General features: G+C 68.4%; 25 protein-coding genes. 17 read left to right on the forward strand and 8 right to left on the reverse strand.

What is annotated here, in order from left to right; translation table 11 throughout:
• The first annotated feature begins 27 nt into the window (after positions 1-27).
• The 3 genes from GGR47_RS06530 (at position 28) to clpS (ending at position 3,208) form a co-directional block, all read left to right on the forward strand.
• The gene (locus GGR47_RS06530) at positions 28-1,800 is read left to right on the forward strand and encodes a PHA/PHB synthase family protein (RefSeq protein ID WP_183949478.1); all 1,773 of its coding nucleotides are present in this window, start codon (positions 28-30) and stop codon (positions 1,798-1,800) included.
• Positions 1,801-1,894: 94 nt separating this feature from the next.
• The gene (locus tag GGR47_RS19330; RefSeq protein WP_147037198.1) at positions 1,895-2,707 is read left to right on the forward strand and encodes a phasin family protein; all 813 of its coding nucleotides are present in this window, start codon (positions 1,895-1,897) and stop codon (positions 2,705-2,707) included.
• Between the two features lie 159 nt (positions 2,708-2,866).
• Complete coding sequence (gene clpS / locus GGR47_RS06540; protein WP_017980326.1) at positions 2,867-3,208, forward strand: ATP-dependent Clp protease adapter ClpS; 342 nt, start codon at positions 2,867-2,869, stop codon at positions 3,206-3,208.
• Between the two features lie 111 nt (positions 3,209-3,319).
• Here clpS and GGR47_RS06545 read toward each other — a convergent pair whose 3' ends face one another.
• The gene (locus GGR47_RS06545; RefSeq protein WP_147037197.1) at positions 3,320-4,051 is read right to left on the reverse strand and encodes a Crp/Fnr family transcriptional regulator; all 732 of its coding nucleotides are present in this window, start codon (positions 4,049-4,051) and stop codon (positions 3,320-3,322) included.
• 133 nt (positions 4,052-4,184) lie between these two features.
• Here GGR47_RS06545 and murA point away from each other — a divergent pair, with 133 nt between their 5' ends.
• Positions 4,185-5,468 carry a UDP-N-acetylglucosamine 1-carboxyvinyltransferase gene (gene murA / locus GGR47_RS06550; protein WP_147037196.1) on the forward strand — a complete coding sequence of 428 codons (1,284 nt, stop codon included), beginning with the start codon at positions 4,185-4,187 and terminating at the stop codon, positions 5,466-5,468.
• A gap of 387 nt (positions 5,469-5,855) precedes the next feature.
• Here the strand turns inward: murA and GGR47_RS06555 are convergent, their stop codons facing one another.
• The 3 genes from GGR47_RS06555 to GGR47_RS06565 form a co-directional block, all read right to left on the reverse strand.
• Positions 5,856-6,788, reverse strand: coding sequence for an AEC family transporter (locus GGR47_RS06555; protein WP_147037195.1), 933 nt, complete (start codon positions 6,786-6,788; stop codon positions 5,856-5,858).
• A 28-nt stretch (positions 6,789-6,816) separates the two neighbouring features.
• On the reverse strand, positions 6,817-7,335 hold the full coding sequence (locus GGR47_RS06560) for a phosphoribosyltransferase (RefSeq protein ID WP_147037194.1): 519 nt from the start codon (positions 7,333-7,335) through the stop codon (positions 6,817-6,819).
• Between the two features lie 226 nt (positions 7,336-7,561).
• On the reverse strand, positions 7,562-9,250 hold the full coding sequence (locus GGR47_RS06565) for a class I adenylate-forming enzyme family protein (protein ID WP_147037193.1): 1,689 nt from the start codon (positions 9,248-9,250) through the stop codon (positions 7,562-7,564).
• A 66-nt stretch (positions 9,251-9,316) separates the two neighbouring features.
• Between GGR47_RS06565 and lgt the strand changes: the two genes are divergently transcribed.
• The 8 genes from lgt to phbB all read left to right on the forward strand — a co-directional run bounded on the left by lgt (position 9,317) and on the right by phbB (position 18,375).
• The gene (gene lgt / locus GGR47_RS06570) at positions 9,317-10,234 is read left to right on the forward strand and encodes a prolipoprotein diacylglyceryl transferase (protein ID WP_147037192.1); all 918 of its coding nucleotides are present in this window, start codon (positions 9,317-9,319) and stop codon (positions 10,232-10,234) included.
• 200 nt (positions 10,235-10,434) lie between these two features.
• The gene (locus tag GGR47_RS06575; protein ID WP_147037350.1) at positions 10,435-11,496 is read left to right on the forward strand and encodes a class I SAM-dependent methyltransferase; all 1,062 of its coding nucleotides are present in this window, start codon (positions 10,435-10,437) and stop codon (positions 11,494-11,496) included.
• Entirely contained in the window at positions 11,493-12,002 is a 510-nt protein-coding gene (locus GGR47_RS06580) for a GNAT family N-acetyltransferase (RefSeq protein ID WP_147037349.1), read from the forward strand. The genes GGR47_RS06575 and GGR47_RS06580 overlap by 4 nt, the downstream gene beginning before the upstream one ends.
• Entirely contained in the window at positions 11,999-12,766 is a 768-nt protein-coding gene (gene pgeF, locus GGR47_RS06585) for a peptidoglycan editing factor PgeF (RefSeq protein WP_147037348.1), read from the forward strand. Before GGR47_RS06580 ends, pgeF begins: the two co-directional genes overlap by 4 nt.
• 190 nt (positions 12,767-12,956) lie before the next feature.
• Positions 12,957-14,270: a cystathionine gamma-synthase family protein gene (locus GGR47_RS06590; RefSeq protein ID WP_147037347.1), complete on the forward strand. Its 1,314-nt coding sequence runs from the start codon at positions 12,957-12,959 to the stop codon at positions 14,268-14,270.
• 85 nt (positions 14,271-14,355) lie between these two features.
• On the forward strand, positions 14,356-16,557 hold the full coding sequence (locus tag GGR47_RS06595) for a xanthine dehydrogenase family protein molybdopterin-binding subunit (RefSeq protein WP_183949479.1): 2,202 nt from the start codon (positions 14,356-14,358) through the stop codon (positions 16,555-16,557).
• Positions 16,554-17,555, forward strand: a complete 1,002-nt coding sequence (hemH, locus tag GGR47_RS06600; protein WP_147037296.1) for a ferrochelatase — start codon at positions 16,554-16,556, stop codon at positions 17,553-17,555. The genes GGR47_RS06595 and hemH overlap by 4 nt, the downstream gene beginning before the upstream one ends.
• Positions 17,556-17,652: 97 nt before the next feature.
• Positions 17,653-18,375 (forward strand): acetoacetyl-CoA reductase, encoded by a 723-nt coding sequence (phbB, locus tag GGR47_RS06605; RefSeq protein WP_116460334.1) that lies wholly within the window; start codon positions 17,653-17,655, stop codon positions 18,373-18,375.
• 365 nt (positions 18,376-18,740) lie between these two features.
• Here phbB and GGR47_RS06610 read toward each other — a convergent pair whose 3' ends face one another.
• Positions 18,741-19,109, reverse strand: a complete 369-nt coding sequence (locus GGR47_RS06610) for a glycine zipper 2TM domain-containing protein (protein WP_147037297.1) — start codon at positions 19,107-19,109, stop codon at positions 18,741-18,743.
• 176 nt (positions 19,110-19,285) lie between these two features.
• On the opposite strand from GGR47_RS06610, the gene GGR47_RS06615 reads away from it, so the two are divergent.
• Positions 19,286-20,299: an esterase-like activity of phytase family protein gene (locus tag GGR47_RS06615; RefSeq protein ID WP_147037298.1), complete on the forward strand. Its 1,014-nt coding sequence runs from the start codon at positions 19,286-19,288 to the stop codon at positions 20,297-20,299.
• 113 nt (positions 20,300-20,412) lie between these two features.
• On the opposite strand, the gene rpmB is transcribed toward GGR47_RS06615, so the two are convergent.
• Positions 20,413-20,712 carry a 50S ribosomal protein L28 gene (gene rpmB, locus GGR47_RS06620; RefSeq protein ID WP_017980310.1) on the reverse strand — a complete coding sequence of 100 codons (300 nt, stop codon included), beginning with the start codon at positions 20,710-20,712 and terminating at the stop codon, positions 20,413-20,415.
• A 168-nt stretch (positions 20,713-20,880) separates the two neighbouring features.
• On the opposite strand from rpmB, the gene GGR47_RS06625 reads away from it, so the two are divergent.
• Complete coding sequence (locus GGR47_RS06625; protein WP_017980309.1) at positions 20,881-21,090, forward strand: hypothetical protein; 210 nt, start codon at positions 20,881-20,883, stop codon at positions 21,088-21,090.
• Positions 21,091-21,153: 63 nt separating this feature from the next.
• On the forward strand, positions 21,154-21,582 hold the full coding sequence (locus GGR47_RS06630; protein ID WP_043060924.1) for a nucleoside deaminase: 429 nt from the start codon (positions 21,154-21,156) through the stop codon (positions 21,580-21,582).
• Positions 21,583-21,861: 279 nt separating this feature from the next.
• Here GGR47_RS06630 and GGR47_RS06635 read toward each other — a convergent pair whose 3' ends face one another.
• Positions 21,862-22,536, reverse strand: a complete 675-nt coding sequence (locus tag GGR47_RS06635) for a YiaD family glycine zipper/OmpA-like lipoprotein (protein WP_018250602.1) — start codon at positions 22,534-22,536, stop codon at positions 21,862-21,864.
• Between the two features lie 187 nt (positions 22,537-22,723).
• Here GGR47_RS06635 and GGR47_RS06640 point away from each other — a divergent pair, with 187 nt between their 5' ends.
• Both GGR47_RS06640 and GGR47_RS06645 read left to right on the forward strand, forming a co-directional pair.
• On the forward strand, positions 22,724-24,025 hold the full coding sequence (locus tag GGR47_RS06640; protein ID WP_043060923.1) for a hemolysin family protein: 1,302 nt from the start codon (positions 22,724-22,726) through the stop codon (positions 24,023-24,025).
• A gap of 125 nt (positions 24,026-24,150) precedes the next feature.
• Entirely contained in the window at positions 24,151-24,591 is a 441-nt protein-coding gene (locus GGR47_RS06645) for a DUF983 domain-containing protein (RefSeq protein WP_017980305.1), read from the forward strand.
• 9 nt (positions 24,592-24,600) lie between these two features.
• On the opposite strand, the gene GGR47_RS06650 is transcribed toward GGR47_RS06645, so the two are convergent.
• A complete protein-coding gene (locus GGR47_RS06650) occupies positions 24,601-25,287 on the reverse strand; it encodes a hypothetical protein (RefSeq protein WP_147037220.1) in 687 nt (228 codons plus the stop codon).
• Between the last annotated feature and the right edge of the window lie 27 nt (positions 25,288-25,314).

Consider the following 25,314-nt stretch of genomic DNA (forward strand, 5'->3'; position numbering starts at 1 on the left):
CGGTCACCGCGATAAGAAGAGGATGCCATGGCCGATCCCAAGACCGATTCGTCCGACGCGCCGCGCAGCGCTTATGGCACCGGAGCGGCGCCGGACCTTGCCGATCTGCAGCATTGGACCTGGGTGATGGGCCGCGCGCAGCAGATGATGATGGAACAGGGCATCGGCGTGTTCGCGGCGGGTGCGGCCGGGCCGGGCACCCCCGTATCGGCCGAGGGCCAGAGCCGGCTGGCGCAGCAGGTGCAGGATTATTGGGCGGACAATCTGGCGCTGTGGCAGCGCTTCGTCGATCCCGCCGCCGCGCCGCCACCCCCGCCGCAATCGGAGGGCGATGCCCGCGACAAGCGCTTCAAGGCGGCGGCATGGCGCGAGGACCCGTGGTTCGACTGGATCCGCCGCAGCTACAATCTGATCGCCGACCATCTGCTGCGCGGCGTGGAGGCGCTGGAGGGTGTGCCCGACAAGCAGCGCGAGCAGCTGCGCTTCGCCGCGCGCGGGCTGGTCGATGCGATGAGCCCGTCGAACTTCGCGCTGACCAATCCCGAAGTGGTCGCCAGGACGATCGAGACCAAGGGCCAGAACCTGCTCGACGGCATGAAACACATGCTCGCCGACATCGGCAAGGGGCAGCTGACCCACACCAGCGACGGCGCGTTCGAGGTGGGGCGCAATCTGGCGATGACGCCGGGCAAGGTGGTGAAGCGCACCGCCTTGTACGAGCTGATCCAGTACACGCCGACGACACCGGACGTGCTGGCGACGCCGCTGGTGATCTTTCCGCCCTGGATCAACCGCTATTACATCCTCGATCTGACGCCCGAGAAAAGCTTCATCCGCTGGGCGGTGGAGCAGGGCATCACCGTCTTCATGGTATCCTGGAAGTCGGCGGATGCGTCGATGAAGGACGTGATCTGGGACGATTACGTCACCGCGCAGGTCGATGCGATCGACACGATCCGGGCACTGCTCGACGTGCCGGCGGTGCATACGATCGGTTATTGCGTCGCGGGCACGACGCTGGCGGCGACGCTGGCGCTGCTCGCCGCGCGGGGGCAAGCGGACACGGTGGCGAGCGCCACCTTCTTCACCGCGCAGGTCGATTTCTCCGCGGCGGGCGAATTGCAGAATTTCGTGACCGACGATCAGCTGGCGGTGATCGGCACGCTGTCGCCGCAGGGGTTCCTCGACGGGCGCTATCTGGCGGCGACGTTCAACCTGCTGCGCGGGCGCGACCTGATCTGGAATTACGTCACCAACAATTATCTGCTCGGCGCGGACTATATGCCGTTCGACCTGCTCCACTGGAACGGCGACACGACCAACCTGCCGGCGAAATGGCATTTGTCGTACCTGACCGATCTGTACCGCGACAATCTGCTGGTGCAGCCGGGCGCGATGTCGGTGGCGGGCGAGGCGCTGGACCTCACCCGCGTGACGACGCCCGCCTATGTGCAGGCGGGGCGCGAGGACCATATCGCGCCGGCGGAGAGCGTGTGGAAGATCACGCATCTGTTCCAGGGACCGCTACGCTTCGTGCTCGCGGGATCGGGCCATATCGCGGGCGTGGTCAATCCCCCGGCCGCGGGCAAATACCAATATTGGACGAACGATGCCGCCGCGGACTCGCTCGCCGATTTCGTGGCGGGCGCGACCGAGACGAAGGGCAGCTGGTGGCCGGACTGGCTCGCGTGGCTGCGAACCCTGTCGTCCGACATGGTGCCGGCAGAGGGCGCGCGGCAACCCGGAGGCGGCGCGCTGGCGGCGCTCTGCGATGCGCCTGGCGAGTATGTCAAAGCCTGAGAACGTTCTCATGTTGCAGCGCACAAAAATGCGCTTGACGTAGCGTCGCCGCTCCCTATTTGTGCGTTGCAGCATAATAGCTGGAGTAGGAGCCGTGGACGATACCGCCCCCAAGCCGCCGGTAAAGCCTGCCAAGGTCGCCCGTCGTCCGGAGCGTCCCATCGCCACGCCGCCGCAATCGTCTGTCAAGCCGTCGCTGCCCAAGTCCAAGGTCGCCAAGAAGAGCGTCCCGGCCGTGCCGCTCGCGACAAAGCCGACGGCCGCCGACATCGTTCCGCCGCTCGCGTCGATCGTGCCCGCTTCGGTCGTGCCCGACGTGGCTATCGAGGCGGCGCCGGTGACGCGCGAGCCTGCTCCCGATCTGCCGGTCGCGCCGACTGCGGCCGCGCGACCACCCGTCGTCCCCACCACCGACCCGATCGCTGCGGCAACGACCGCGCCGATCGCCCCCTACGCAGCGAAGGAAGTCATCATGGAAACGATCGAAACCGTCACCGCCAAGACCCAGACCGCGTTCGCCGACGCGACCGAGCGCGCCAAGGGTGCGGTCGAAAAGAGCCAGAAGATGTTCGAAGACGCGAACGAATTCGGCAAGGGCAACATCGAGGCGATGGTCGAATCGTCGAAGATCGCGGTGCGCGGTCTCGAAGCGCTCGGCCAGGACGCCGCCGCCTTCGCCAAGAAGTCGTTCGAAGAGGCGACCGCCGCCGCCAAGACGATGACCAGCGTCAAGTCGCCGACCGACTTCTTCAAGCTCCAGTCGGACTATGCCCGTTCGGCGTTCGACGCGATGGTGCAGCAGACCTCGCGCAACACCGAAGCCATGCTGAAGCTGGCCGGTGAAGTGGCGCAGCCGCTGTCGAACCGCGTGGCGCTCGCCGCGGAAAAGATGAAGGTCGTCGCGTAACCTGACGCAATGGACCGAAGAGGGGGCGGCCGCAGCGATGCGGTCGCCCCTTTTCGTTGGAAGGTGGGCCGGGTGCCGTCAACTTTTGCGCGACCCCCTTGCCCCGGGCATGCCCGATGCCATATTTTCGCGATCCACATGATAGTTGAACCGATCACCATGGCCGAACGCCGCGACGACGGAACGGATGACGGCAACGACGGCGGCGCCGGCACGGGCCTCGCCACCAAGACGCGCACGCGCACCAAGCAGCCGACGCCCTATCGCGTCCTGATGCTGAACGACGATTACACGCCGATGGAATTCGTCGTGCTGTGCCTGCAACGCTTCTTCCGCATGAACATGGAAGAGGCGACGCGGGTGATGCTGCACGTCCACCAGAAGGGCGTCGGGGTGTGCGGGGTCTTCTCCTATGAGGTGGCGGAGACCAAGGTCGGGCAGGTCATCGACTTCGCCCGGCAGAACCAGCACCCGTTGCAATGCACGCTGGAGAAGGCCTGATCGCAGGTTTGCGCTCGCGCTAAGGCGCGACGACGGTTCGCGCGCAAACCGACATCCTTCATCGTCGGCATCCCGGCGGAGGCAGAGATGTCGCAGCCGCGCTGGCTCGACTTACCGCGCCGGCGGCAGCCAGCCGAGATCGATATGCTGCGTGCGGTCGATATGATGCGCGGTGCGGGCGAGCGCGTGTTCGTTGAGGAAGGTGATCCGGCCGCCGTTGCGGGCCAGCAGGCCTTCGTCCTCCAGCTGGCGCAGCATGCGGTTGACGTGGACGGCGGTGAGGCCGGTCGCATCGCCGATCTGTTCCTGCGTCAAGCAGGGCGAAAAGCTGTCCTGCACGCTGGCATCCAGGCGTCGGTGGCAGTTGCGCAGGCCGATCAGCAGCGCGCAGATGCGGGCTTTGGCCGATCCGCGCCCCAGGTTCGCCATCCGGTCGGTCAGCGCGACGCGTTCGATCTGGTCGCGGACGAGCAACAGGCCGGCGATACGCGGGTGGTCGACGATCAGCGCGGCGATCTGCGCGCGATCGATGATCGCGACGGTGCTTTCAGTCAGCGCCATCAGCGTTTCGGGCGCGCTGCGGTAGACGAGCGCGGGCGTGGCGATCAGGTCGCCGGGGAACAGGAAGCGCAGGATCTGGCGGCTGCCGTCGGGCAGGATGATGTAGCTCATCAGCGATCCGTGGCGGATGACGAACAGCTCCGTCGCGCGGTCATGCTCGCGCAGCAGCACCGCGCCGCGTCGCACCGTCCGCTCGCGTGTTTCGAGTCCGTCGAGCGCGCGCCGTTCGCTGGCGGATAGCTCTATCAGTTCGCCGAGCCGGTCGGCGAGGCCACTGCCCACGCTGTATCATCCCCCTGAACCCCTGAGGCGTGGGGGTTAGCGAAAGGGCAGAAACGCTTGCATTAAAGTCGATCAAGCGCGCGGCGTTCATTGGCAACTTGCACCCGTCGACCGGCGCGCTAGACGCTATGCCATGGACCGTATCCTTATCCGTGGCGGCAACCGCCTGTCGGGGCGCCTGCCGATTTCGGGCGCGAAGAATGCCGCGCTGACGCTGATGCCGTGTGCGCTGCTGACCGACGAGCCGCTGACGCTGCGCAACCTGCCGCGGCTCGCCGACGTCGACGGGTTCGGTCACCTGCTCAACCAGCTGGGCGCGTCGACCGCGATCCAGGGCACGCGGCCCGAGGATTTCGGGCGGGTGATGACGATCCGGGCGGGGCAGCTGACCTCGACCGAGGCGCCGTACGACATCGTGCGCAAGATGCGCGCGTCGATCCTGGTGCTGGGCCCGGTGCTGGCGCGCGCGGGCGAGGCGCGGGTGTCGCTGCCCGGCGGCTGCGCGATCGGCAACCGCCCGATCGACCTGCATCTGAAGGCGCTGGAGGCGATCGGCGCCGAGTTGGAGATGGCGGCAGGCTACGTCAAGGCGACCGCGCCGGGCGGGCGGCTGTCGGGCGGGCGCTATCGCTTCCCCGTCGTGTCGGTCGGCGCGACCGAGAATGTCGTGATGGCGGCGGTGCTCGCGAAGGGCGCCAGCGTGATCGAGAATGCAGCGCGCGAGCCCGAGATCGTCGACCTGTGCAACTGCCTCACCGCAATGGGCGCGCGGATCGACGGCATCGGCACCGATACGCTGGAGATCGAAGGCGTCGACCGGCTGCACGGCGCGACCTATGCCGTCATGCCCGACCGGATCGAGGCGGGCAGCTATGCCTGCGCCGCGGCGATCACCGGCGGCAGCCTGGAGCTGGTCGGCGCGAATGCCGGCGACATGCAGGCGACGATCGACGGCCTGCGCGAGGCGGGCGTGACGGTGACCGAGACGCGCGATGGCGTGAAGGTGGAAGCATCGGGTCCGCTCGGCCCCGTGACGCTGTCGACCGCGCCCTATCCCGGCTTTGCGACCGACATGCAGGCGCAGTTCATGGCGATGCTGTGCAAGGCGGACGGCGCCAGCGTGCTGACCGAGACGATCTTCGAAAACCGCTACATGCACGTGCCCGAGCTGGCGCGTATGGGCGCGGACATCCAGGTCCATGGCCGCACGGCGGTGGTGAAGGGCGTCGACCGGCTGGTTGGCGCGCCGGTGATGGCGACCGACCTGCGCGCCTCGATGAGCCTGATCCTCGCCGGCCTCGCGGCGGAAGGCGAGACCGCGGTCGCGCGCGTCTATCACCTCGACCGTGGCTATGAGCGGCTGGAGGAAAAGCTGTCGGCGGTGGGCGCGGATATCGAGCGGGCGAGCGACGGGTAAGGTCGTTCCTTCCTTACGAGGACCGATCGACATTCATTCACGCCAAGATACGACGAGGTGACGATAAGACGGTTCGCGCGGAGGCGCGGAGGACGCAGAGGTGTCGCGTTTGCCGCGCGAGCGGCCTGTCTTTCTCGGTCGAGGTCAAGGCGAAGCGTCGCCGCGCGCGTGACATCTCTGCGTCCTCCGCGCCTCCGCGCGAACAAAACTCTTATTTCTTCATGTCTTTCCGCTCGTCGAAAAATCCATCACGCCGGTGAATGTCGATCGGCCCTAGAGCATACACGACGCGCGCCGTATCCTCCCCCTCCGTCAGCGCTGGCGCGCTGCCACCTCCCCCCTGGCGGGGGAGGATTGATGCCAAGGGTCCGCGGCGCGATTGGTGGCTTACAGCACCCACCAGGCCACGGCCGTCACCGTGACCAGAGATAGGATCGTCGACATCAGGATCGCGCGGGCGGCCAGCGTCACCTCTTGCGCGTAGAGTTCGGCGACCATGAACGGCCCGGTGCCGGTCGGCAGCGCGGCGACGATCAGCGCGGCGGCGGCATAGGGCTTGGGGAGTGGCAGCAGCCATAGCGCAGCCAGCGTGACGAGCGGCTGCACCACCAGCTTGGCGACGACCGCGAAGCCCAGTTCAGCGGGCTCGCCCTTTCCCTGCCGCTGCGCGAGGAACATGCCGATCGTCACCAGCGCGACCGGGGTCGCCGATCCGCCCAGCATCTTTAGCACGGTCGCGGCCGGGGCCGGGAGGCCGAGGCCGGTCAGGGCGTACAGCGCGCCCGCGACCGGCGCGGCGACGATCGGGTTGCGCAATACCGATCCGAAGACCCGCGCGATCGTCGCGATCCGCAGCCCCTTGCCGTCGAGATCGACCTCGACCAGCATGAGCGAGAAAGCGAACAACGCACAGCTGGTCAGCAGCGCGGCGATGACCGCGGCGGCAAGGCCTTCCGGCCCCAGCAGGCCGTGCGCGATCGGGATGCCCATATAGGCGCAGTTGGAAAAGCTGGCGGTCAGCGCATCGAGCGAGCGGCGCGCCATGCTGCGGGGCAGGCCGGCGACGCGCGGGGTGGCCCAATAGGATAGCGCGAAGGTTGCGACCATGCCGATCGCGAACACCAGGGTGAAGCGCGGCTGCGCGAGCGTCGCCCAATCCGCCTCCGCCACGAAATCGAACAGCAAGGCGGGCAGCGCCAGCCAGACGACATAGGTGTTGAGGATGCTGACCGCGCCCGCCTCCAGACCGCGCAGCCGGGCGAAGGCGAACCCCGCCAGGATCAGCACGAAGATCGGCAGGATGGTGGCGAGGATCGTCATCGCGGGCGTTGCGGGTTGCGCGGGGGGATCAGGCGATCCGGTCCGGCACTTCCGCCGCATCCGCGGCGATCGATTCGCTGGACGCGACGGCTTCCCACGGAAAGACGAACCAGTCCTTGACGACGTCGCGATCGATGGTGCGCGCCGCAAGCTCGACGCGTTCGGCCGAGCGGCTGTTGTCGATCAGCGTGGCGAAGCGGACGTTGGCGGCATCGCCGTCCGCCGCGGCGAGCGCGGCGCGGACGAAGGCGATGGTGCGGCCCGAATCATTGATGTCGTCGAGGAACAGCAGGCGCTCCCCCGCGCGGGACCGGGCGGCGAGGGCGGCGAGGCCCGCCTGCGTCACCGCGTCGCTGTCGCGGGCGGACAGATCGATCGAGCGCATCGGCACATCGATCGCATGGCTGAGGTAGACGGCCGGCACCAGGCCGCCGCGGCCGATGCCGACGATCGTATCGGGGCGCCAGCCACCGGCGGCGATCGCATCGCGCAGGGTCAGGACGGCGGCGACGACGGCGTCGTGCGGGATGGGAGTGAACACGGGCATCCGCCCTTTTTGCCGCATTGCGGCACAGGGGCAAGCGTGGGGTGGTGTGACCCTCTGCCTTCGTCATCCCGGCGGACGCCGGGATCCATGGACCCGGAACAGCCGTGGTGTGCAAGCTGCGGGTCGCGCCGTGACCATGGATTCCGGCGTGCGCCGGAATGACGAGGGAAGTGTGTCCGCGTTCATCCCACGGACATCGCCCATCAATGACGATGTGGTGCTGGCCTCAGCCCGCCGCTGCAATCGCGCGATAGGTGTTGCGGAGCGATACCTTGTCGATCTTTTCCGTGCCCAGTCGTGGCAGGGCGACCTTGGAGACCCAGATGCGTGCGGGCACTTTGAAGGCGGCGATATGGTCGGCGAGGAAGGCCTGCAACGCCGTCTGATCCAGCGCCGTGTCGCCGCGCAGATGCACCACCGCGCCGGGCACCTCGCCGAAGCGGTCGTCGGGCAGGCCGAACACCGCGGCCTCCGCGACGTCGGGATGGGCGTAGAGCGCGGCTTCGACCTCCTGGCAGGCGATATTCTCGCCGCCGCGGATCACGATGTCCTTGGCGCGATCGACGATGAACAGGTAGCCGTCCGCATCGAGATAGCCGATGTCGCCGGTGCGGAAATATCCGTCCGCGGTCATGCACGCCGCGGTCGCGTCCGGCCGGTTCCAATAGCCGAGGAAATTGGCGATCGAGCGGATCGCGATTTCGCCACGCGCGCCCTGCGGCACGGGCGCGTTGTCATCGTCGAGGATCGCGAGGTCGACCAGCGGAGCGGAGGCGCGCCCGGCGCTGTCGGGCTTGGCGAGATAGTTGCTGCGCCAATTGCCGGTGCCGATGCCGTTCGTCTCGGTCAGGCCATAGCCGATCAGCGGCGCGCCCCCGCCCATCTCCGCATCGATGCGGCGGACATGCTCGACCGGGCGCGGCGCGCCGCCCGCGGCGAAATCGGTGACGGTGGAGAGGTCGAAGGAGACGCGATCGGGATGCGTCAGGATTTCGAAGCTCATCAGCGGCACGCCGACGAAATAGCTGATCCGCTCCGCCTGGATCAGGCGCATCGCCTCGACCGCATCCCATTTGCGCATCAGGACGAGCTTGCGCCCCATGGCAAAGCTCTGCAGCATCACCGGCACCTCGGCGGTGACGTGGAACAGCGGCAACGTCAGCAGCGTGGAGGGCTGTTCGGTCGGCGGATTGCCGTCCTGCGTCGCGAGGCCGAGCATCATCAGCGCCTGCGCCAGATAGTTGAACGTGCCCTGCACCACGCCGCGGTGATCGGCGATCGCGCCCTTCGACCGGCCGGTCGATCCGGAGGTGAACAGGATCGTCGCATGGTCGGTGCCCACGACGTCGGGCAACGCGGCATCTTCGCCACCCGCCGCGGTGATCGCGCCCAGCGCTTCGGCGAGCGGCAGCGTGTCGTCGATCGCCACCACCTGCGCCGACGATCCGGCCAGCCGCTGCGCGCGCGGGCCATCGGCGAAGACGAGGCGCGCCTCCACCTCGTCGATCGCCGCGGCCAGTTCCTCCGCCTGCCACCAGCCGTTGAGCAGGGTGGCGACGCCGCCCGCCATCAAGATGCCCATGTACAGCACGATCCACGACGGCGAATTGCGCATGGCGATGCCGACCCGGTCGCCCTTGGCGACGCGGTGCGTGGCGACGAGAGCGCCAGCGACCGCGCGCGCGGCGGCATAGACATCAGCGAAGGTCAGCCGTTCGTCACCGGCGACGAGGAAGGTCTTGTCGGCATGCTCATGGCAATAATGCGCGAAATAGTGCGGCAAGGCGGGCGGTGCGGCGGCGATGATCGGATAGCGGCGCCCGCCGCACTCCGCCTCGCCCAGCGCCAGCATGCCCCCCGGCCCGGTCAGTGCCGCCATCATGGCGTCCATCCGCTCGTCGAGGGTCGTCCGCATGCATGCTCTCCGCTTGGTCTTGTGCCTTTGCCCCACTATGCAGGGGCGAAACCCAGGGGGAAAGCCTTGATCCTGCCGTTGCTCGCCGCCGCCGCCCCACTCGCCGATCCGCTGGTGGGTTCCGGGGGCGGCCATATCCGCTTCGCCGATTTGGGACTTGATCCCATGGTGTTCCCCCACAGCAGCATTCCGCTGCGCTGGTACAGCCTTGCCTATATCGGCGGCATCTTACTTGGCTGGTGGTATCTGCTGAAGCTGCTCGCCCAGCCCGGGGCACCGATGGCGCGGCGCCATGCCGACGACCTCGTCTTCTACGCGACGCTGGGGATCATCCTGGGCGGGCGGATCGGCTATGTGCTGTTCTACGCGCCCGAGATGCTGCTGCATCCAGTGCGCATCCTGCGACTGTGGGATGGCGGCATGAGCTTCCACGGCGGCGTCATCGGGACGTCGCTGGGGATCATCCTGTTCGCGCGCAAGCACAAGCTCGACTGGCTGCGCGTCCACGATTACCTCGCCTGCTGCGTGCCCTTCGGCCTGTTTTTCGGCCGGCTCGCCAATTTCGTGAACGGCGAATTGTGGGGCAAGCCCGCCGACGTGCCCTGGGCGATCGTGTTCGAACGCACCGTGCCCTTCGGCATCCCCGAACCGGCGCGCCATCCCAGCCAGCTGTACGAAGCGGGGATGGAGGGGATCATCCTGTTCGCCGTCCTGTGGTTCGCCTTCTGGCGCACCAAGGCGCGTTACCAGCCGGGCAAGCTCGTCGGGCTGTTCGTGCTGGGCTACGGCATCGCGCGGTTCATCGTGGAATTCTTCCGCGAACCCGATCCGCAGTTCCACGGCACCTTCATCGAGGCGACCGGCATCCACATGGGCCAGTGGCTGTGCGTGCCGATGATCGCGGGCGGGCTGTATCTGGTGCTGACCGCCAAAGGCCGCCGCACGCGCGTGGAGTCGATCGCGGGGACAGAGAGCGTGGCCTGACGAAAGTCCTCCCCCGCCAGGGGGAGGGGGACCGTTCGGCGCTAGCCGAATGGTGGAGGGGGAGGTAGGCGACGCAGTTTATAACGGCGTGCGCCGCTTACCTCCCCCTCCGTCAGCGCTGTCGCGCTGCCACCTCCCCCTGGCGGGGGAGGACTGGAAGGAGCCTTGCGCCCACCGCCCGGCCACGGCATCTGCCGCGCGTGACCGACGTGACCGATATCCCCGACGCTCCGCTGCCCGACCGGCTCGCCCGTGCGATCACGCTGGCGGGACCGATGCCGGTGTCGCAGTTCATGGCCGCCGCCAATGCGCACTATTATGCGACGCAGCAGGCGATCGGTGCGGGCGGCGACTTCGTGACCGCGCCCGAGATCAGCCAGATGTTCGGCGAGCTGATCGGCCTGTGGTGCGCCGACCTGTGGGACCGCGCCGGCCGCCCCGAGGTCGCCTGGGTCGAGCTGGGGCCGGGCCGGGGCACGCTCGCCAACGATGCCCGGCGCGCGATGGCGAAGGCGGGGTTCGAACCGCCCGTCCATTTCGTCGAGACCAGCCCGCGGCTGCGCGACCTACAGGCCGCCGCGGTGCCGGGTGCGACCTTCCACGATTCGGTCGACAGCCTGCCGACGACCGAAGCGCTGATCGTCGTCGCCAACGAATTCTTCGATGCGCTGCCGATCCGCCAGCTGATCCGCCGCGCGGGTGGCTGGCACGAGCGACTGGTCGCCTGCCAGGACACGCTGTTCCTGCCCATCGCGGGCAAGCCCGTGCCGCCGGAGGTGCTGCCCGAACCGTTGCGCGATGCCCCCGCTGGGTCGGTGCTGGAAATTTCGCCCGCCAGCGTCGCGGTGATGACCGCGCTCGCGCGTCGTATTGCTGCGCAGGGCGGCGCGATGTTGGCGATCGATTATGGGTATGAAGGTCCGGCGCTCGGCGACACGTTGCAGGCGGTGCGCGGCCATGGCTTCGCCAATCCGTTCGACACGCCGGGCACGGTCGATCTCAGCGCGCATGTCGACTTCACGACGCTCGCCGCCGCGGCGCAGGCCGCCGGTGCGGTCGCCTGGGGGCCGATCTCGCAGCGCGACTTGCTGGGGGGCCTCGGCATCGACACGCGCGCCACGGCGCTGGCGCGGGCGACGCCGGACAAAGCGGAGGCGATCCTGGCCGATCGCGCGCGGCTGATGAGCGATATGGGGACGCTGTTCCGCGCGCTCGCGATCACCCGTGGCGACTGGCCGGTGCCGGCGGCGTTCGGCGCATGACCGCGACGCTACGCACCCCCACGGTGGCCGATGCCGAGGCGATCGCTGCGCTGTTCGCCGCATGCTTCACCGCGACCTTCGGGCATCTGTACGATCCGGCTGATCTTGCCGCCTTTCTCGACGGCATGACGGTTCCCGCGTGGCGGCGCGAGCTGGCCGATCCCGCCTTCGCCTTCCTGCTCGCCGAGGAGGAGGGCCGCGCGGTCGGCTTCGCGAAGCTGGGGCCGCAGGGGCTGCCTGTGACGCCGACCGGCCCGATGATCGAACTGCGCCAGCTGTACCTCACCGCCGACCAGCAGGGCAGCGGGCTTGCCGCGCGGATGATGGACTGGGTGATCGCCACCGCGCGGGACCGTGGCGCGCGCGAGCTGTTCCTGTCGGTGTACGTCGACAACCACCGCGCCCGTCGCTTCTACGAACGTTATGGTTTCGCGGAGGTCGGCCGCTACACCTTCATGGTCGGCAATCACGCCGACGAGGATCATCTGATGCGGCTGGGCCTGTGAGCGACGTCGAGGTGATCCGCGCGCGCGGGCTGGGCGATGTGCCGCACGGCTTCCTCGGGCGGCGCGGCGGGGTGTCGCAGGGGGTGGTCGCGGGCCTGAACGTCGGCCTTGGATCGCAGGACGATCCCGCAGCGGTGGCGGAAAATCGACGGCGGGCGGCGGCGGCCGTATTGCCCGGTGCGCCGCTCGCATCACTGTATCAGGTCCATTCGGCGGACGTGGTGCGCGTCAACGCCGCTTATCCCGATGCCGAGCGCCCGCATGCCGACGCGCTGGTCACCGAACGGCCGGGCTTGCTGCTCGGCATCCTGACCGCGGATTGCGCGCCGGTGCTGTTCGCGGACACGCAGGCGGGCGTGGTCGGCGCGGCGCATGCCGGGTGGAAGGGGGCGCTGGCCGGCGTCACCGATGCGACGATCGCCGCGATGGAAAAGATCGGGGCACGGCGCGATCGGATCGCCGCCGCGATCGGCCCGTGCATCGCGCGCGCGTCGTACGAGGTGGATGAGGGATTCCTCGCGCGTTTCACGGCGGTCGATCCGGAGAATGAGCGCTTCTTCGCGAGCGGTCGGGACGGGCGCTACCAGTTCGACCTCGAGGCCTATGTGACGCATCGACTCGCTGCTGCGGGGCTGGCGCGGGTCGAGGCGCTGGGGCTGGATACCTATGCGCAACCCGACCGCTTCTACAGCTACCGCCGGGCGACGCATAAGGGCGAGCCGGATTATGGGCGGCAGATCAGTTTGATCGGGTTGCCTGCGTAACCTTCCTCGTCATTCCGGCGAACGCCGGAATCCATGGACGCGAACGGCACGCGGCTCCTGTCCCACCGGCGGCATTGTGTCCGTGGATCCCGGCGTGCGCCGGGATGACGGATGCAGGCGATAGGCCCTTCGGCATACTAGTATCCAACGTTACCAGTCGGCGCTATGCTCCGTGGCAAAGGAGAGTATCATGCCCGATGAAGCACAGATCACCGGCGTTGGGGGCAATCTGCCCGCCAACACGCCGCAGACGATCGGTGACCGCAAGCTGAAGCCATCGACGATGATGATGGGCCACGGCTTCGACCCAGCCTTGTCCGAAGGCGCGCTGAAGCCGCCGATCTTCCTCACCTCGACCTTCGTCTTCCCCAATGCCGCCGCGGGCAAGCGCCATTTCGAGGGCGTGACCGGCAAGCGACCCGGCGGCGCCGACGGCCTCGTCTATTCGCGCTTCAACGGCCCGAACCAGGAAATCCTCGAGGATCGCCTCGCGATCTGGGACGAGGCGGAGGACGCGCTCGCCTTTTCGAGCGGCATGTCGGCGATCGCGACGCTGTTCCTCGCGATGACCAAGCCCGGCGACACGATCGTCCATTCGGGCCCGCTGTATGCGGCGACCGAGACGCTGATCGGCCGCATCCTCGGCAAGTTCGGGGTAAAGTGGCTCGACTTCCCGGCGGGTGCGACGCGCGAGGAGATCGACGCGGTACTGACCGAGGCGGCGACCGGCAACGTCGCGCTGATCTACCTCGAAAGCCCGGCCAACCCGACCAACGCGCTCGTCGACATCGAAGCGGTGGCGGCGAGCCGCGACGCGATCTTCGCCGATGCGGGGGAAAAACCACCGATCGCGATCGACAACACCTTCCTCGGGCCGCTGTGGCAGCAACCGCTGCGGCACGGGGCGGATATCGTCGTATATAGCCTCACCAAATATGCCGGCGGCCATAGCGATCTGGTCGCGGGCGGTGTGCTGGGGTCGAAGGCGCACATCAATACGATCCGCTCGATGCGCAACACGATCGGCACGATCTGTGATCCCAACACCGCGTGGATGCTGCTGCGGTCGCTGGAAACGCTGGAACTGCGCATGAGCCGGGCCGGGGAAAACGCGGCCAAGGTCTGCGCCTATCTGCGCACGCATCCGAAGGTCGAGCGCGTCGGCTACCTGGGCTTCTTCGGCGACGAGCCGGGGCAGGAGCGGCAGGCGGATATCTATCGCCGCCATTGCTCGGGCGCGGGTTCCACCTTCTCGCTGATCCTGAAGGGCGGCGAGGCGGAGGCGTTCCGCTTCCTCGATGCGCTGCGCATCGCCAAGCTGGCTGTATCGCTGGGCGGCACCGAGACGCTGGCGAGCCATCCGGCGGCGATGACGCATCTGTCTGTGCCGCAGGAGCGCAAGGACGCGCTGGGGATCACCGACAGCCTGGTGCGCATCTCGATTGGCGTCGAGGATGCCGACGATCTGATCGCCGACTTCGCGCAGGCGCTGGACGCGATCTAAGCAACGGGCGCCCCTCCCGATGTCAGGAGGGGCGCCCGCCATCAACCCGCTTCCGCCCGCAGCTCGGCGCCGGTAGAGCCGCTGCATGGCAGGGATCAGCAGGCGCAAGGTGATCGTCGCGGGGGGCGCGGGCGTCGGGCTGGTCGTCGCTTGGGGGCTGTGGCCGCGCGCCTATGCCCCGAACCTCGCGATTGCGCCCGGCGAGACCGCGTTCGGCGCATGGCTGAAGATCGGCGACGACGGCCATGTCACCGTCGCGGTGCCGCAGCTGGAGCACGGGCAGGGCATCTATACCGCGCTGGCGCAGGTGGTGGCCGACGAACTGGGCGCCGACTGGCGGACGGTCGGCGTCGAGGCGGCGCCGATCAACGCGCTCTATGCCAACCCGCTGGCGCTCGAATCGCTGTTCGAAGGCACGCTCGCGCGGCTGCCGCAGCACCTCTACGACAGCTATGCGCAGCGCAGCGACGCGATGCTGACCGGCGGATCGACCAGTCTTCGCATGTTCGAAGACGATGCGCGCACTGCGGGCGCGACCGCGCGGGCGCTGCTGTGCAAGGCGGCGGCGCGGCGCTGGGGCGTCACCTGGACCGATTGCAGCGCGGAGGCGGGCTTCATCGTCCACGGCCGCGACCGGCTGCGCTTCGCCGCGCTGGCGGCGGAGGCGTCGCGCGAAAGCGTGCCCAACCCCCTGCCAATCGGCGTCGCGGGTGCGGGCAAGCTGGCGGGACAGGCGGTGCCGCGGATCGACGTACCTGCAAAGGTCGATGGTTCGGCCAGCTTTGCGGGGGATATCCGCTTGCCCGACATGGTGCATGCCGCGATCCGGCAGGGGCCGATCGGCGATGCGCGATTGGTCGCCGTCGATCGCGCCGCGGCGGATCGCATCCGCGGCGTGCTGGCGGTCGTCGAGAACCCCAAGTGGGTGGCGGCGGTCGCGACGACATGGTGGGCGGCGAATCGCGCGCTGGAGGCGCTCGCGCCGCGCTTCGCCAGCGATACGCCGCTCGCCGACGATGCCGGGATCGACCGCGCGCTGAACGAGGCGCTGGCGGCGACGGGGCAGACCATGGCGGCGGCAGGCGACCCGGCGCGCTTGCTGGAGGGCGGCGGCGTCGTGTCGGCGGACTATCGCGTCGGGCTGGGCGTGCATGCTGCGCTGGAGACCGCGAGCGCGGCGGCGGCGTACCGCGACGGGCGGCTGGAGCTGTGGCTGCCCACCGCGGCCCCCGCGGCGGCGCGGGCGGCGGCGGCGCGCGTGGCGGGTCTGTCGCCGGGGGCGGTGGTGATCCACCGCACGCTGGCGGGCGGCGACTTCGGTGCGCGGCTGGAGACGGTGATCGCCGAACAGGCGGCGCTGCTGACGATGCAGCTGAAGCGTCCGGTCAATCTCGTCTGGTCGCGGGGCGAGGAGACGCTGCACGATCGCTTCCGCCCGCCCGCCCGCGCGACGTTGCGCGCGCGCCTGTCGAGCAACGGCGCGATCGCCGCCTGGGACGCCGCGATCGCGGCCCCGGCGACGGGCCATGCGCTCGCCCGGCGGCTGCTGCCCGGCGCGGGCGCGCTGCTGGGGCGCGGCGATCCCTATGCGGTGGCGGGGGCGACGCCGGTCTATCGCATCCCGGCCTATGCCATCGCGCATCATCCCGCCGACATCGGCGTCGAAACCGGCCACCTGCGCGGCGGGGCGCACGGCTACACCGCCTTCTTCACCGAATGTTTCATCGACGAACTGGCGCATGTCGCGGGCACCGAACCCTTGTCCTACCGGATCGGCATGCTGGGCGGCGAGCCGCGGCTGGCGCGCTGCCTGACGACGGTGGCAGCGCTGGGCGGCTGGGACGGCGGCGCGGACGGATCGGGGCAGGGCATCGCCGCGCATGCCTTTCGCGGCAGCCGCATCGCGGTGCTGGCGGAGGTGTCGGCGGAGGATGGCGGGCGAATCCGCGTCGATCGCCTCGTCGCGGCGGTGGATTGCGGGCGAATCGTCAACCCGGACCTCGTCCGCCAGCAGATCGAAGGCGGCCTGATCTTCGGCATGGCGCAGGCACTGGGCGCCTCGACCGGTATCGCGAAGGGGCGGACGCGCGCGCATGGGTTTGCGGGGCTCAACCTCCCGCGGCTCGTGGACAGTCCCGACATCGTCGTCGAACTCATCGCATCCGGCGAGGCGCCGGGCGGGGTGGGCGAGCTGGGCGTGCCCGCCGTCGCGCCCGCAATCGCCAATGCCGTCTTCTCCGCGACCGGTAGGCGGCTGCGCACACTGCCGCTACAGCCGACGCCATGACGATTCCCGCCGGCCATCCCGCGATCCCGCCCCGCAAGATCGGGGTATTGCTCACCAATCTCGGCACGCCCGATGCGCCCGATCCGAAATCGGTGAAACGCTATCTGGGCGAATTCCTGTCCGACCGGCGCGTCGTCGAAATCCCGCCGATCGCGTGGCAGCCGATCCTGCGCGGCATCATCCTCAACATCCGCCCGAAGAAGTCCGCCCATGCCTATGGCCTGGTGTGGAGCGACGAAGGGTCGCCGCTCGCCGCGATCACGCGCCGGCAGGCACAGGCGCTGACGGACGCGTTCGGCGAGGGCGTGATCGTTGATTATGCGATGCGCTACGGCAATCCGGCGATCGCCGACCGGCTGGCCGCACTGAAGGATGCCGGCTGCGAGCGCATCCTGATCGCGCCGCTGTATCCGCAATATTGCGCGGCGACGACCGCGACCGCCAACGACAAGGCCTTCACCGCGCTGGCGCACATGCGCTGGCAGCCGGCGATCCGCACGCTGCCGCCGTATCATGACGATCCCGCCTATATCGCCGCGCTGAAGGAGAGCATCGAATCGCAGCTCGCGGGCCTCGATTTCGTGCCCGAGCGGATCGTCGCCAGCTTCCACGGCATGCCCAAGCGGACGCTGGAGCTGGGCGACCCCTATCACTGCCACTGCCAGAAGACCGCGCGGCTGCTGTCCGAGGCCATGAATCGCGAGCTCACCATCGCCTTCCAGTCGCGCTTCGGTCCGGCGAAATGGCTGGGGCCGGCGACCGACGAGACGCTGGAGGCGCTGCCCGCGCAAGGGGTGCGCAAGGTCGCGGTGGTGGCACCAGGCTTTTCCGCCGATTGCCTCGAGACGCTGGAGGAGTTGGCCATTCGTGGCCGCGAAAGCTTCATTGCGGCGGGTGGCACCGACTTCGCCTATCTGCCCTGTTTGAACGACGGCGCGCCGGGCATGGCGATGCTGCGGACGTTGCTGCATCGCGAGCTGCAAGGCTGGATTCCGTAACGAAATATGGAAATACCGGTCCGGCCCCGGTTCCGCCATTGCCACCGTCCGGGCGCCCGCCTAGCGTTCCACCGAACGTCTAACGGGAGAGGTTGGAATGGCCAGAGTAGCGATCGTCACCGGTGGTACGCGTGGCATCGGCGAGGCGATCAGCCTTGCCCTGAAAGAGGCCGGCATCACCGTCGCCGCCAATTATGCGGGCAATGACGAACGGGCGCGCGAGTTCACCGAGCGGACGGGCATCGCCGCCTACAAATGGGACGTCGCGGATCACGACGCTTGCCAGGACGGCTGCGCGAAGGTCGCCGCGGATCTGGGGCCCGTCGACATCGTCGTCAACAATGCGGGCATCACGCGCGACGGCACGATCCTGAAGATGACCTACCAGATGTGGAAAGAGGTCATGGACACCAACCTGGGCGGTTGCTTCAACATGGCCAAGGCCACGTTCCCCGGCATGCGCGAGCGCAAATGGGGGCGGATCGTCAACATCGGTTCGATCAACGGTCAGGCAGGCCAGTACGGCCAAGTGAACTACGCCGCGGCGAAGAGCGGTATCCACGGCTTTACCAAGGCATTGGCGCAGGAAGGCGCGCGCGCTGGCGTGACGGTGAACGCGATCGCGCCGGGCTATATCGACACCGATATGGTGGCGGCTGTGCCGAGCGACGTGCTGGAGAAGATTGTCGCCAAGATCCCGGTCGGTCGCCTGGGCCAGGCCAGCGAAATCGCACGCGGCGTTGCATTCCTGTGTTCGGAAGATGCGGGCTTCGTGACGGGATCGACGCTGAGCCTGAACGGCGGGCAACATATGTACTGACGATGCGAGGGGCGTAGCCGAGGCTACGCCCCGATGCGCGCGCAACGCGCACGCACGCATCGTCCCGGCCGGCGGGTCGCCCGGCCAAGGGCGAACCCGTCCGACGACGGCTTTGCCGGCGTCCTGATTGGGGGGCATTCCCCGAAAACGCACCGTCACTCCGGACCCGTTCCGGGGTCCACAGGGCCGCCGGGGGAGCGCCCGAGCCTCTTGCCTTCCCCCTCGCCGCGGAGTGGACCCCGGACCAAGTCCGGGTGACGGCGTGGGCGGGACAGGCGTCTAAAGCCCCACACACAACACAAGGCCCGGCCTTCCCGAAGGAAGACCGGGCCTCGCACCCCGTTACGCTACGCGGGGCTTAACGCTTACCGGCAATAGCCGGGGCGATCCGAGCGCTCGACGGCGCGGCCGGCGAGGGCACCCGCACCGGCGCCGAGGACGGTGCCGAGCGTGCGGTCGCCACGGGTGTCGATCGTGCGGCCGAGCAGGCCACCGGCGATCGCACCGAGCACCGTACCGGTGGTGCCGTCGTTGCAGCGGCGGGCGTAGCCGCGGTCGCGGTAATAGCCACGGTCGCCGCGATAGACGCGATCGTCACGATAGCCGCGGTCATAGGCGTAGCCGCGATTGTAACCGCCGTAATAGCCGCGCTGCGCCGAGGCGGCGCTGACCGGCACGAGGGCCGAGGCGGTCATGGCGAGCGCGGCACCGGCGAGGCTCAGGGTCTTCAGCATGGGTCTTCTCCCGTCCGTAATCTGTCCGTTTCGACGGCGATGCGGGGGGCACCTGCCCGTCGTCGATGGATGTCTTTTGCCCGAGTCGCGTTGACTTGACCCTGAATGCGCCCGTTATCGTCCGTTCAGGCAGAGCAGGGGTGCCGCCTGCCGTTCCGCACCCTATGAGGCGCGGCATGCGTGTGCTGTTCGTCATCTTGGCGGTGTTGCTGATCGTCCCCGGCTGGGCGGGGGAAGAACGCCTGCCGCTGTTGGGGCGGCACCCCGAACTGACCATGCGGCGTGTCGATCTCGACCCCGCCGATCCGTCGCGCCGGCGGCTGGGATCGCTGACCTATCTCGGCGGTGCCGAGCTGCGCAGCCGCGATCCGGCGTTCGGCGGCTATTCGTCGCTGCGGGTGGAGCGGCGGCCGAACGGTGACCGGTTCACGCTGCTCAGCGATGGCGGCAATATCGTCGCCTTCACGATGGGCACGGACTGGCGGCCGCATGGCGTGCAGTTCCAGAACCTGCCGCAGGGACCGGGCACCGGTTGGGAGAAGCGCGACCGCGACACCGAATCGATGACGGCCGATCCGGCGACGGGACAGATCTGGGTGGGATATGAGCGGTATAACGCCATCTGGCGCTACGCTCCCGGTTTCGCGCGCGCCGAGGCGCAGCGCACGCCGCCTGAGATGGCGCGCTGGCCGATCAATGGCGGCCCCGAGTCGCTCGCTCGCCTGCCGGATGGGCGATTCGTGACGATCAGCGAGGATGCGCATGTCCCACCGGCGCATTGGACGGGCGCGGAGGCGGAGCGGTTGCACAGCCGCACTGCGTTACTCTTCCCCGGTGATCCGATCCGCGCGCGGCCGGTCTATTTCGCCTATATGCCCTATGGTCGCTACGACCCCGCCGATGCGACCGCCTTGCCCAACGGCGACCTGCTGGTGCTCGACCGGGCGTTCCGGCTGCCCTTTCGATTCAGCAATCGCGTTTCGCTGGTGCCGGCGTCGGCGATTCGCGCGGGCAGCGTGGCGCGGGGGCGTCTGCTCGCGACGCTCGATTCGCCGCTGATCCACGACAATTTCGAAGGCGTCGCAACGACGATCGAACATGGCGCGACGATCGTCTGGCTGGTGTCCGACGACAATCAGCTGCCGATGCAGCGGACGCTGCTGCTCAAGTTCCGGTTCGATTCGCGCTGACGGACCGCGCGCGGCCCGGCTGTTTCTGCCGCCATCACCAACGCCAAAAGCCCGCCGCTCCCGGGGGAGCAGCGGGCCTTGGCAAGCCGGAAACGGACGTCGCTGTCGGCCGCTTACGCGGCGGCGGCGGTCGCCGACAGCTTCTTGACGATTTCGCGCTTCAGGCGGCGGCAGCGCAGCGACAGCTTGTCGTCACCGGTCTTCACCAGCCAGTTGTCGAGACCGCCATTGTGCTCGACCGAGCGCAGGCCGTGGGTCGACACGCGCAGACGCACGCTCTTCTCGAGCGAATCGGACATCAGCGTGACGTTCTGCAGGTTCGGCAGGAACGTGCGCTTGGTCTTGTTGTTGGCGTGGGAAACGTTGTGACCCACCTGCCGGCCCTTGCCGGTCAGCTCGCAAATGCGCGACATGGCTTTAAATCCTGAATTCGGTTGCCCGGAAAGCCGGCGCCACTAGCGGCTTCGCGGCGATCCGTCAACCATGGGGCGATCCGCGCACCGTCGCACGCCGGGTGCAACGGACTCGGACACGCGGCGTTGTTACGCCATCGTAAAGGTCACGAACAGGGGACGGTTCACATGCGCACGTTGCTGGCATTGCTCGGGGTTATCGCGCTTATCGTCGTGGCGCTGATGTATTTCGGCTTCATCAATATCGATCAGACGCGCCCGGCCCTGGTGCAGGCGCCGCAGTTTAAGGCCGACGTCGCGCGCGTCAGCGTCGGCACCGAGAAGAAGACGGTCGAGGTGCCGACCGTCAACGTCGAACGGCCGGGCAACGCCCAATAAGGGGCGCTTTCGCGAATCGGGGATCGGGGGCAGGAGGGAGAGATGTTTCCCCTGCCGCCCCCCATGCGACGCGCCCTTGACGCGGCCGCCGCCGCCGCCGCGGCCGGCGAGGTGCCGGTGGGGGCGGTGCTGCTGTGGCGCGGCGAGGTGATCGCCGAGGCGGCCAATGCACCGCGCGCGCTGTGCGATCCCACCGCTCATGCCGAGATGCGCGTGATCCGCGAGGCCGCGGCGCGGCTGGGCCGTGAGCGGCTGGAAGAGGCGGATCTGTGGGTGACGCTCGAGCCCTGCGCGATGTGCGCGGGGGCGATCGCGCATGCCCGGATCGGGCGGCTCTATTATGGTGCGAGCGATCCCAAGGGCGGTGCGATCGAACACGGGCCGCGTTTGTTCTCGCAACCCACCGTGCATCACCGGCCGGAGGTGTACGGCGGGATCGGCGAGGCTGAGGCGGCGGCGCTGCTGCGGGCCTTCTTTCGCGACCGGCGGTAAACGGGTTCGCGCGAAGACGCTAAGACGCGAAGAGATCGCGCCGTGGAGCCGCGTTGGTCTGTTTCATACATTGTGCGCGCAGAGGCGCTGAGGGCGCAGAGAGGGTGCGGTCTTGGCCGGCGCAGCCTGCTTCTCATGTTATGAGGGGCACCTGACGGTGCCGTAGGCGGGCACCTCTTGGCGTCTTCGCGTCTTCGCGTGAACCAAACCGAGGCGGCGGCGCGCGCGCGCCCCGCAAAACACCCGCCGGCACCAATGGCACCGGCGGGCAAAGGCGTCTTACTGACGCAGGTCGTTCTGCGAGATCGGCACGATCTTGATCTCAACACGGCGGTTGGCGGCGCGGCCGGCTTCGGTGTCGTTCGAGGCGACCGGGTTGCTCTCGCCGAAGCCGCGCGTGCCGATACGCGCGGCCTGCACGCCATGCGCGGCCAGATAGTCGGCGACCGACACGGCGCGGCGTTCCGACAGCTGCTGGTTGTACGATTCCGAGCCGGTCGAATCGGTGAAGCCGTACACGTCGACGAAGGTCTGGTTGTACTGCGACAGCGTGTCGGCAACCTGATCGAGCGTGCGCTGGAACTGCGGCTGTACCGCGGCGCTGTTATAGCCGAAGGTGATGCCCGACGGGATGTTGAGGATCAGATTGTCGCCTTCGCGCGTCACCTGCACGTCGGTGCCGGCGGTGCGGGCGCGCAGGTCGCGTTCCTGCTTGTCCATATAGGCGCCGATGCCGGCACCTGCGAGGCCGCCGATGCCGGCGCCCAGGATCTTGGCGGTACGATCGTTGCGGCCGCCGACGAGGTCGCCGAGCAGATAGCCGCCGAGCGCGCCGCCGATGCCGCCGATCGCGGTCGACGAGATGCGGCGCTGGCCGGTTTCCGGATCGGTGGTGCAGGCGCTGGTCGTAACGAGCGCCGTGAGTGCGGCGGCGGCGAGGAATTTGGAGCGCATGATGTCCCTTTGCTTACAGGTGGCCTTCGTCTGGGGGGAATAACTCAGGTCCGAAGCGGCTTGTTCCGCCTGCGATCTGAACGGTGGATGAGCCGGGAGCGATGCGCGTGCAACGCACTTTCCGCAGGCATGCTGCAATCAGGCGGTTGTCGCGGCCGGACTTGTACGGCAAAGACACGTCACGCCGATGGCACCGCTTCCGCCCTTTCCCTGGATCGACGTCCTCATCATCCTCGCGCTCGTCGCGTTGAACGGCGTATTCGCGATGAGCGAACTCGCGATCGTTTCGTCGCGCAAGGCGCGGCTGGAGGCGATGGCGCGTTCGGGGCGCAAAGGCCCCGCCGCCGCGCTGCAACTCGCCGCCGATCCCGGCAAATTCCTGTCTTCCGTACAGATCGGCATCACGCTGATCGGCATTCTGGCGGGCGCCTATTCGGGATCGAGCCTGGGCAGCCCCACCGCCGCGCGGCTGCAATTGCTGGGCCTGTCGGCGCATACCGCCGAGACGCTGGGCTTCGCATTGGTGATCGGCCTCACCACCTACGCCTCGCTGATCATTGGCGAACTCGTCCCCAAGCAATTCGCGCTGCGCAAGCCCGAAACGGTCGCCAGCCTGGTCGCGCTGCCGATGCGCTACATCGCCCTCGTCTGCGCGCCGCTCGTCTGGGTGCTCGATTCGTCGAGTGCGCTCGTCTTTCGCATCCTCGGCCTCAACCGCGAATCGGAGGATCAGGTGACGGCGGAGGAGCTGCACCTGATCGTCGCCGAAGCGAGCAAGTCGGGCGTGATCGAGGAGCATGAGCGCACGATCATCTCGGGCGTCGTCCGCCTCGCGGACCGGCCGGTGCGCGAGGTGATGACGCCGCGCACCGAAGTCGACTGGCTCGACTGCAACCTCGACGCCGACCGGATCCGCGACATCCTGCTCGCCACGCCGCACACCCGGCTGCCGGTGGCGGAAGGGTCGGTCGATGCGGTCGTCGGCGTCGTCCAGTCGCGCGACATCGCCGCGGCGTTGTTCCGCGGCGAACCGCTCGACCTCAAGACGCTGATGCGCAAGGCGCCGGTCGTGATCGACCGGATCGACGCGATGGACGCGCTGATCGCGCTGCGCCAGGCGGAAGTGCCGATGGCGCTGATCCACGACGAATATGGCCATTTCGAAGGGATCGTGACGCCGGCCGACCTGCTCGCCGCGATCGCCGGCGAGTTCGCGAGCGATGCCGATCCCGACGAGGCGCCCTCCGTGGTGGTGCGCGACGACGGATCGTTGCTGGTCGCCGGCACGATGGCGGCCGACGCACTCGCCGAACGGCTGGGCATCGACCTGCCCGAGGATCGTGATTACGCGACCGTCGCCGGCCTGGCATTAGCCGCTTTCCGCCATTTGCCGGGCGAGGGCGAGCATTTCGAGGAACAGGGCTGGCGATTCGAGGTCGTCGACCTCGATGGCCGCCGCATCGACAAATTGCTCGTCAGCGAAATGTGATGGGGCCGGCTGGCATGCCGGTGGCGTCCGTTTCGATGCTATCTCGCTAACATAAGGCAAGGTCCGCCTGGCGTAGGACAATTCGTCCCATCGACGGCGGGCCTCAGCGTGCCCACCTATCGTGGATGGAACAGCCCGACACGCCCGCCAAGCCCTCCACATTCCGCTGGATCCTGCACTGCGGCTGGAAGGGGCTGTGCCCGCGCTGCGGCGAGGGGCGGATGTTCCGATCGTGGCTGAAGATCGTCGATCGCTGCGAGCATTGCGGGCTCGACTATCGCTTCGCCGCGCCGGACGATGGCCCCGCCTTCTTCTCGCTGTGTATCATCGCGCTGCCACTGATCTTCTTCGTCGTGTGGTTACAGGTGGCGTTCGAGCCGCCCGTCTGGGTGCATCTGATCACGTCGGTGCCGGTGATGGTCGCGGGGACGCTATTGCCGCTGCGCCCGATCAAGGGCTGGCTGGTCGCATCGCAATTCGTCAACCGCGCGCAGGAAGCAGGCACGCAAGGTCTGTGGCGCCGCCTGCACGGCACCGACGATGTGACCAACGATTTCGATCAGTAAGACGGCCGGTTACAGCCGACCGAAGACGCGTTCGAACCCGGCCGTGTCGCCCGCCGCGAGGAAGCGGGCCTGTTCGATCCAGCGGTCGCGCTCCATACGGCCGGCGAACGGCCCCAGTTGCGCATCGAGTGCCACAGCCTGTTCGGGGCTGAGCGCGGCGACCTGACCCACCGTGCTGATGCCGAGTTCACCCAGCCGCGCGGCGAGCTTGGGGCCGAGGCCCTTCAGCGTCGACACGGGGGCTCCGGCGGGATCGGCGGAGACGGGCGCAGGCGCTGCCGGAGCGGACGCGGCTTCCTGCGCCGGTGCCGCGTCCAGCGGTGCGCTGGCGGCGATCGGTTCGTCGGCGATCGGGTCGGTCGCCGCGGGCAGGTCGGGTGCGGGATCGGTTGCCTGCGGTGCCGGAGGGGTGACGGGCGGCGTCGAGACGGGCGCGGGGGCCGCTGGCGGTGGCGGGGCTATTGGTGTCGGTGCGGGCGTGTCGTCCGCGGTCCGCGCCACTTCGGCATTATGTTCGGCGATATCGCGCTCCGCCGCGCGACGCTGCCGCTTCAGGCGGATACCCCAGATGATCGCGACGATCGTCAGCAGCGCGAAGATGGCGATGATCGCCAGATGCGCGGCGGTAAAGGCATCGGTGGTGCTCGGGATCAGACTGGCGCCCGAGGCGCCGCCGGCGGAGGCGGTGTCATTCATGCGTATGATCCTAGCGATGGCGTGCCG

The organism is Sphingomonas aquatilis (assembly GCF_014196115.1).
Classification (GTDB): Bacteria; Pseudomonadota; Alphaproteobacteria; order Sphingomonadales; family Sphingomonadaceae; genus Sphingomonas; species Sphingomonas aquatilis.

Excerpts from the sequence above, each read along its gene's own strand:
- GGR47_RS06560 (WP_147037194.1), bottom strand. The coding sequence starts at position 7,335 with ATGCCCGTGTTCACTCCCATCCCGCACGACGCCGTCGTCGCCGCCGTC.
- GGR47_RS06595 (WP_183949479.1), top strand. The coding sequence starts at position 14,356 with ATGGCAGGGATCAGCAGGCGCAAGGTGATCGTCGCGGGGGGCGCGGGC.
- GGR47_RS06625 (WP_017980309.1), top strand. The coding sequence starts at position 20,881 with ATGCGCACGTTGCTGGCATTGCTCGGGGTTATCGCGCTTATCGTCGTG.
- murA (WP_147037196.1), top strand. The coding sequence starts at position 4,185 with ATGGACCGTATCCTTATCCGTGGCGGCAACCGCCTGTCGGGGCGCCTG.
- rpmB (WP_017980310.1), bottom strand. The coding sequence starts at position 20,712 with ATGTCGCGCATTTGCGAGCTGACCGGCAAGGGCCGGCAGGTGGGTCAC.
- hemH (WP_147037296.1), top strand. The coding sequence starts at position 16,554 with ATGACGATTCCCGCCGGCCATCCCGCGATCCCGCCCCGCAAGATCGGG.
- GGR47_RS06640 (WP_043060923.1), top strand. The coding sequence starts at position 22,724 with ATGGCACCGCTTCCGCCCTTTCCCTGGATCGACGTCCTCATCATCCTC.
- GGR47_RS06630 (WP_043060924.1), top strand. The coding sequence starts at position 21,154 with ATGCGACGCGCCCTTGACGCGGCCGCCGCCGCCGCCGCGGCCGGCGAG.
- GGR47_RS06615 (WP_147037298.1), top strand. The coding sequence starts at position 19,286 with ATGCGTGTGCTGTTCGTCATCTTGGCGGTGTTGCTGATCGTCCCCGGC.
- GGR47_RS06635 (WP_018250602.1), bottom strand. The coding sequence starts at position 22,536 with ATGCGCTCCAAATTCCTCGCCGCCGCCGCACTCACGGCGCTCGTTACG.
- GGR47_RS06555 (WP_147037195.1), bottom strand. The coding sequence starts at position 6,788 with ATGACGATCCTCGCCACCATCCTGCCGATCTTCGTGCTGATCCTGGCG.
- GGR47_RS06650 (WP_147037220.1), bottom strand. The coding sequence starts at position 25,287 with ATGAATGACACCGCCTCCGCCGGCGGCGCCTCGGGCGCCAGTCTGATC.
- GGR47_RS06580 (WP_147037349.1), top strand. The coding sequence starts at position 11,493 with ATGACCGCGACGCTACGCACCCCCACGGTGGCCGATGCCGAGGCGATC.
- GGR47_RS06610 (WP_147037297.1), bottom strand. The coding sequence starts at position 19,109 with ATGCTGAAGACCCTGAGCCTCGCCGGTGCCGCGCTCGCCATGACCGCC.
- GGR47_RS06645 (WP_017980305.1), top strand. The coding sequence starts at position 24,151 with ATGGAACAGCCCGACACGCCCGCCAAGCCCTCCACATTCCGCTGGATC.
- GGR47_RS06530 (WP_183949478.1), top strand. The coding sequence starts at position 28 with ATGGCCGATCCCAAGACCGATTCGTCCGACGCGCCGCGCAGCGCTTAT.
- clpS (WP_017980326.1), top strand. The coding sequence starts at position 2,867 with ATGGCCGAACGCCGCGACGACGGAACGGATGACGGCAACGACGGCGGC.
- phbB (WP_116460334.1), top strand. The coding sequence starts at position 17,653 with ATGGCCAGAGTAGCGATCGTCACCGGTGGTACGCGTGGCATCGGCGAG.
- GGR47_RS06565 (WP_147037193.1), bottom strand. The coding sequence starts at position 9,250 with ATGCGGACGACCCTCGACGAGCGGATGGACGCCATGATGGCGGCACTG.
- GGR47_RS06590 (WP_147037347.1), top strand. The coding sequence starts at position 12,957 with ATGCCCGATGAAGCACAGATCACCGGCGTTGGGGGCAATCTGCCCGCC.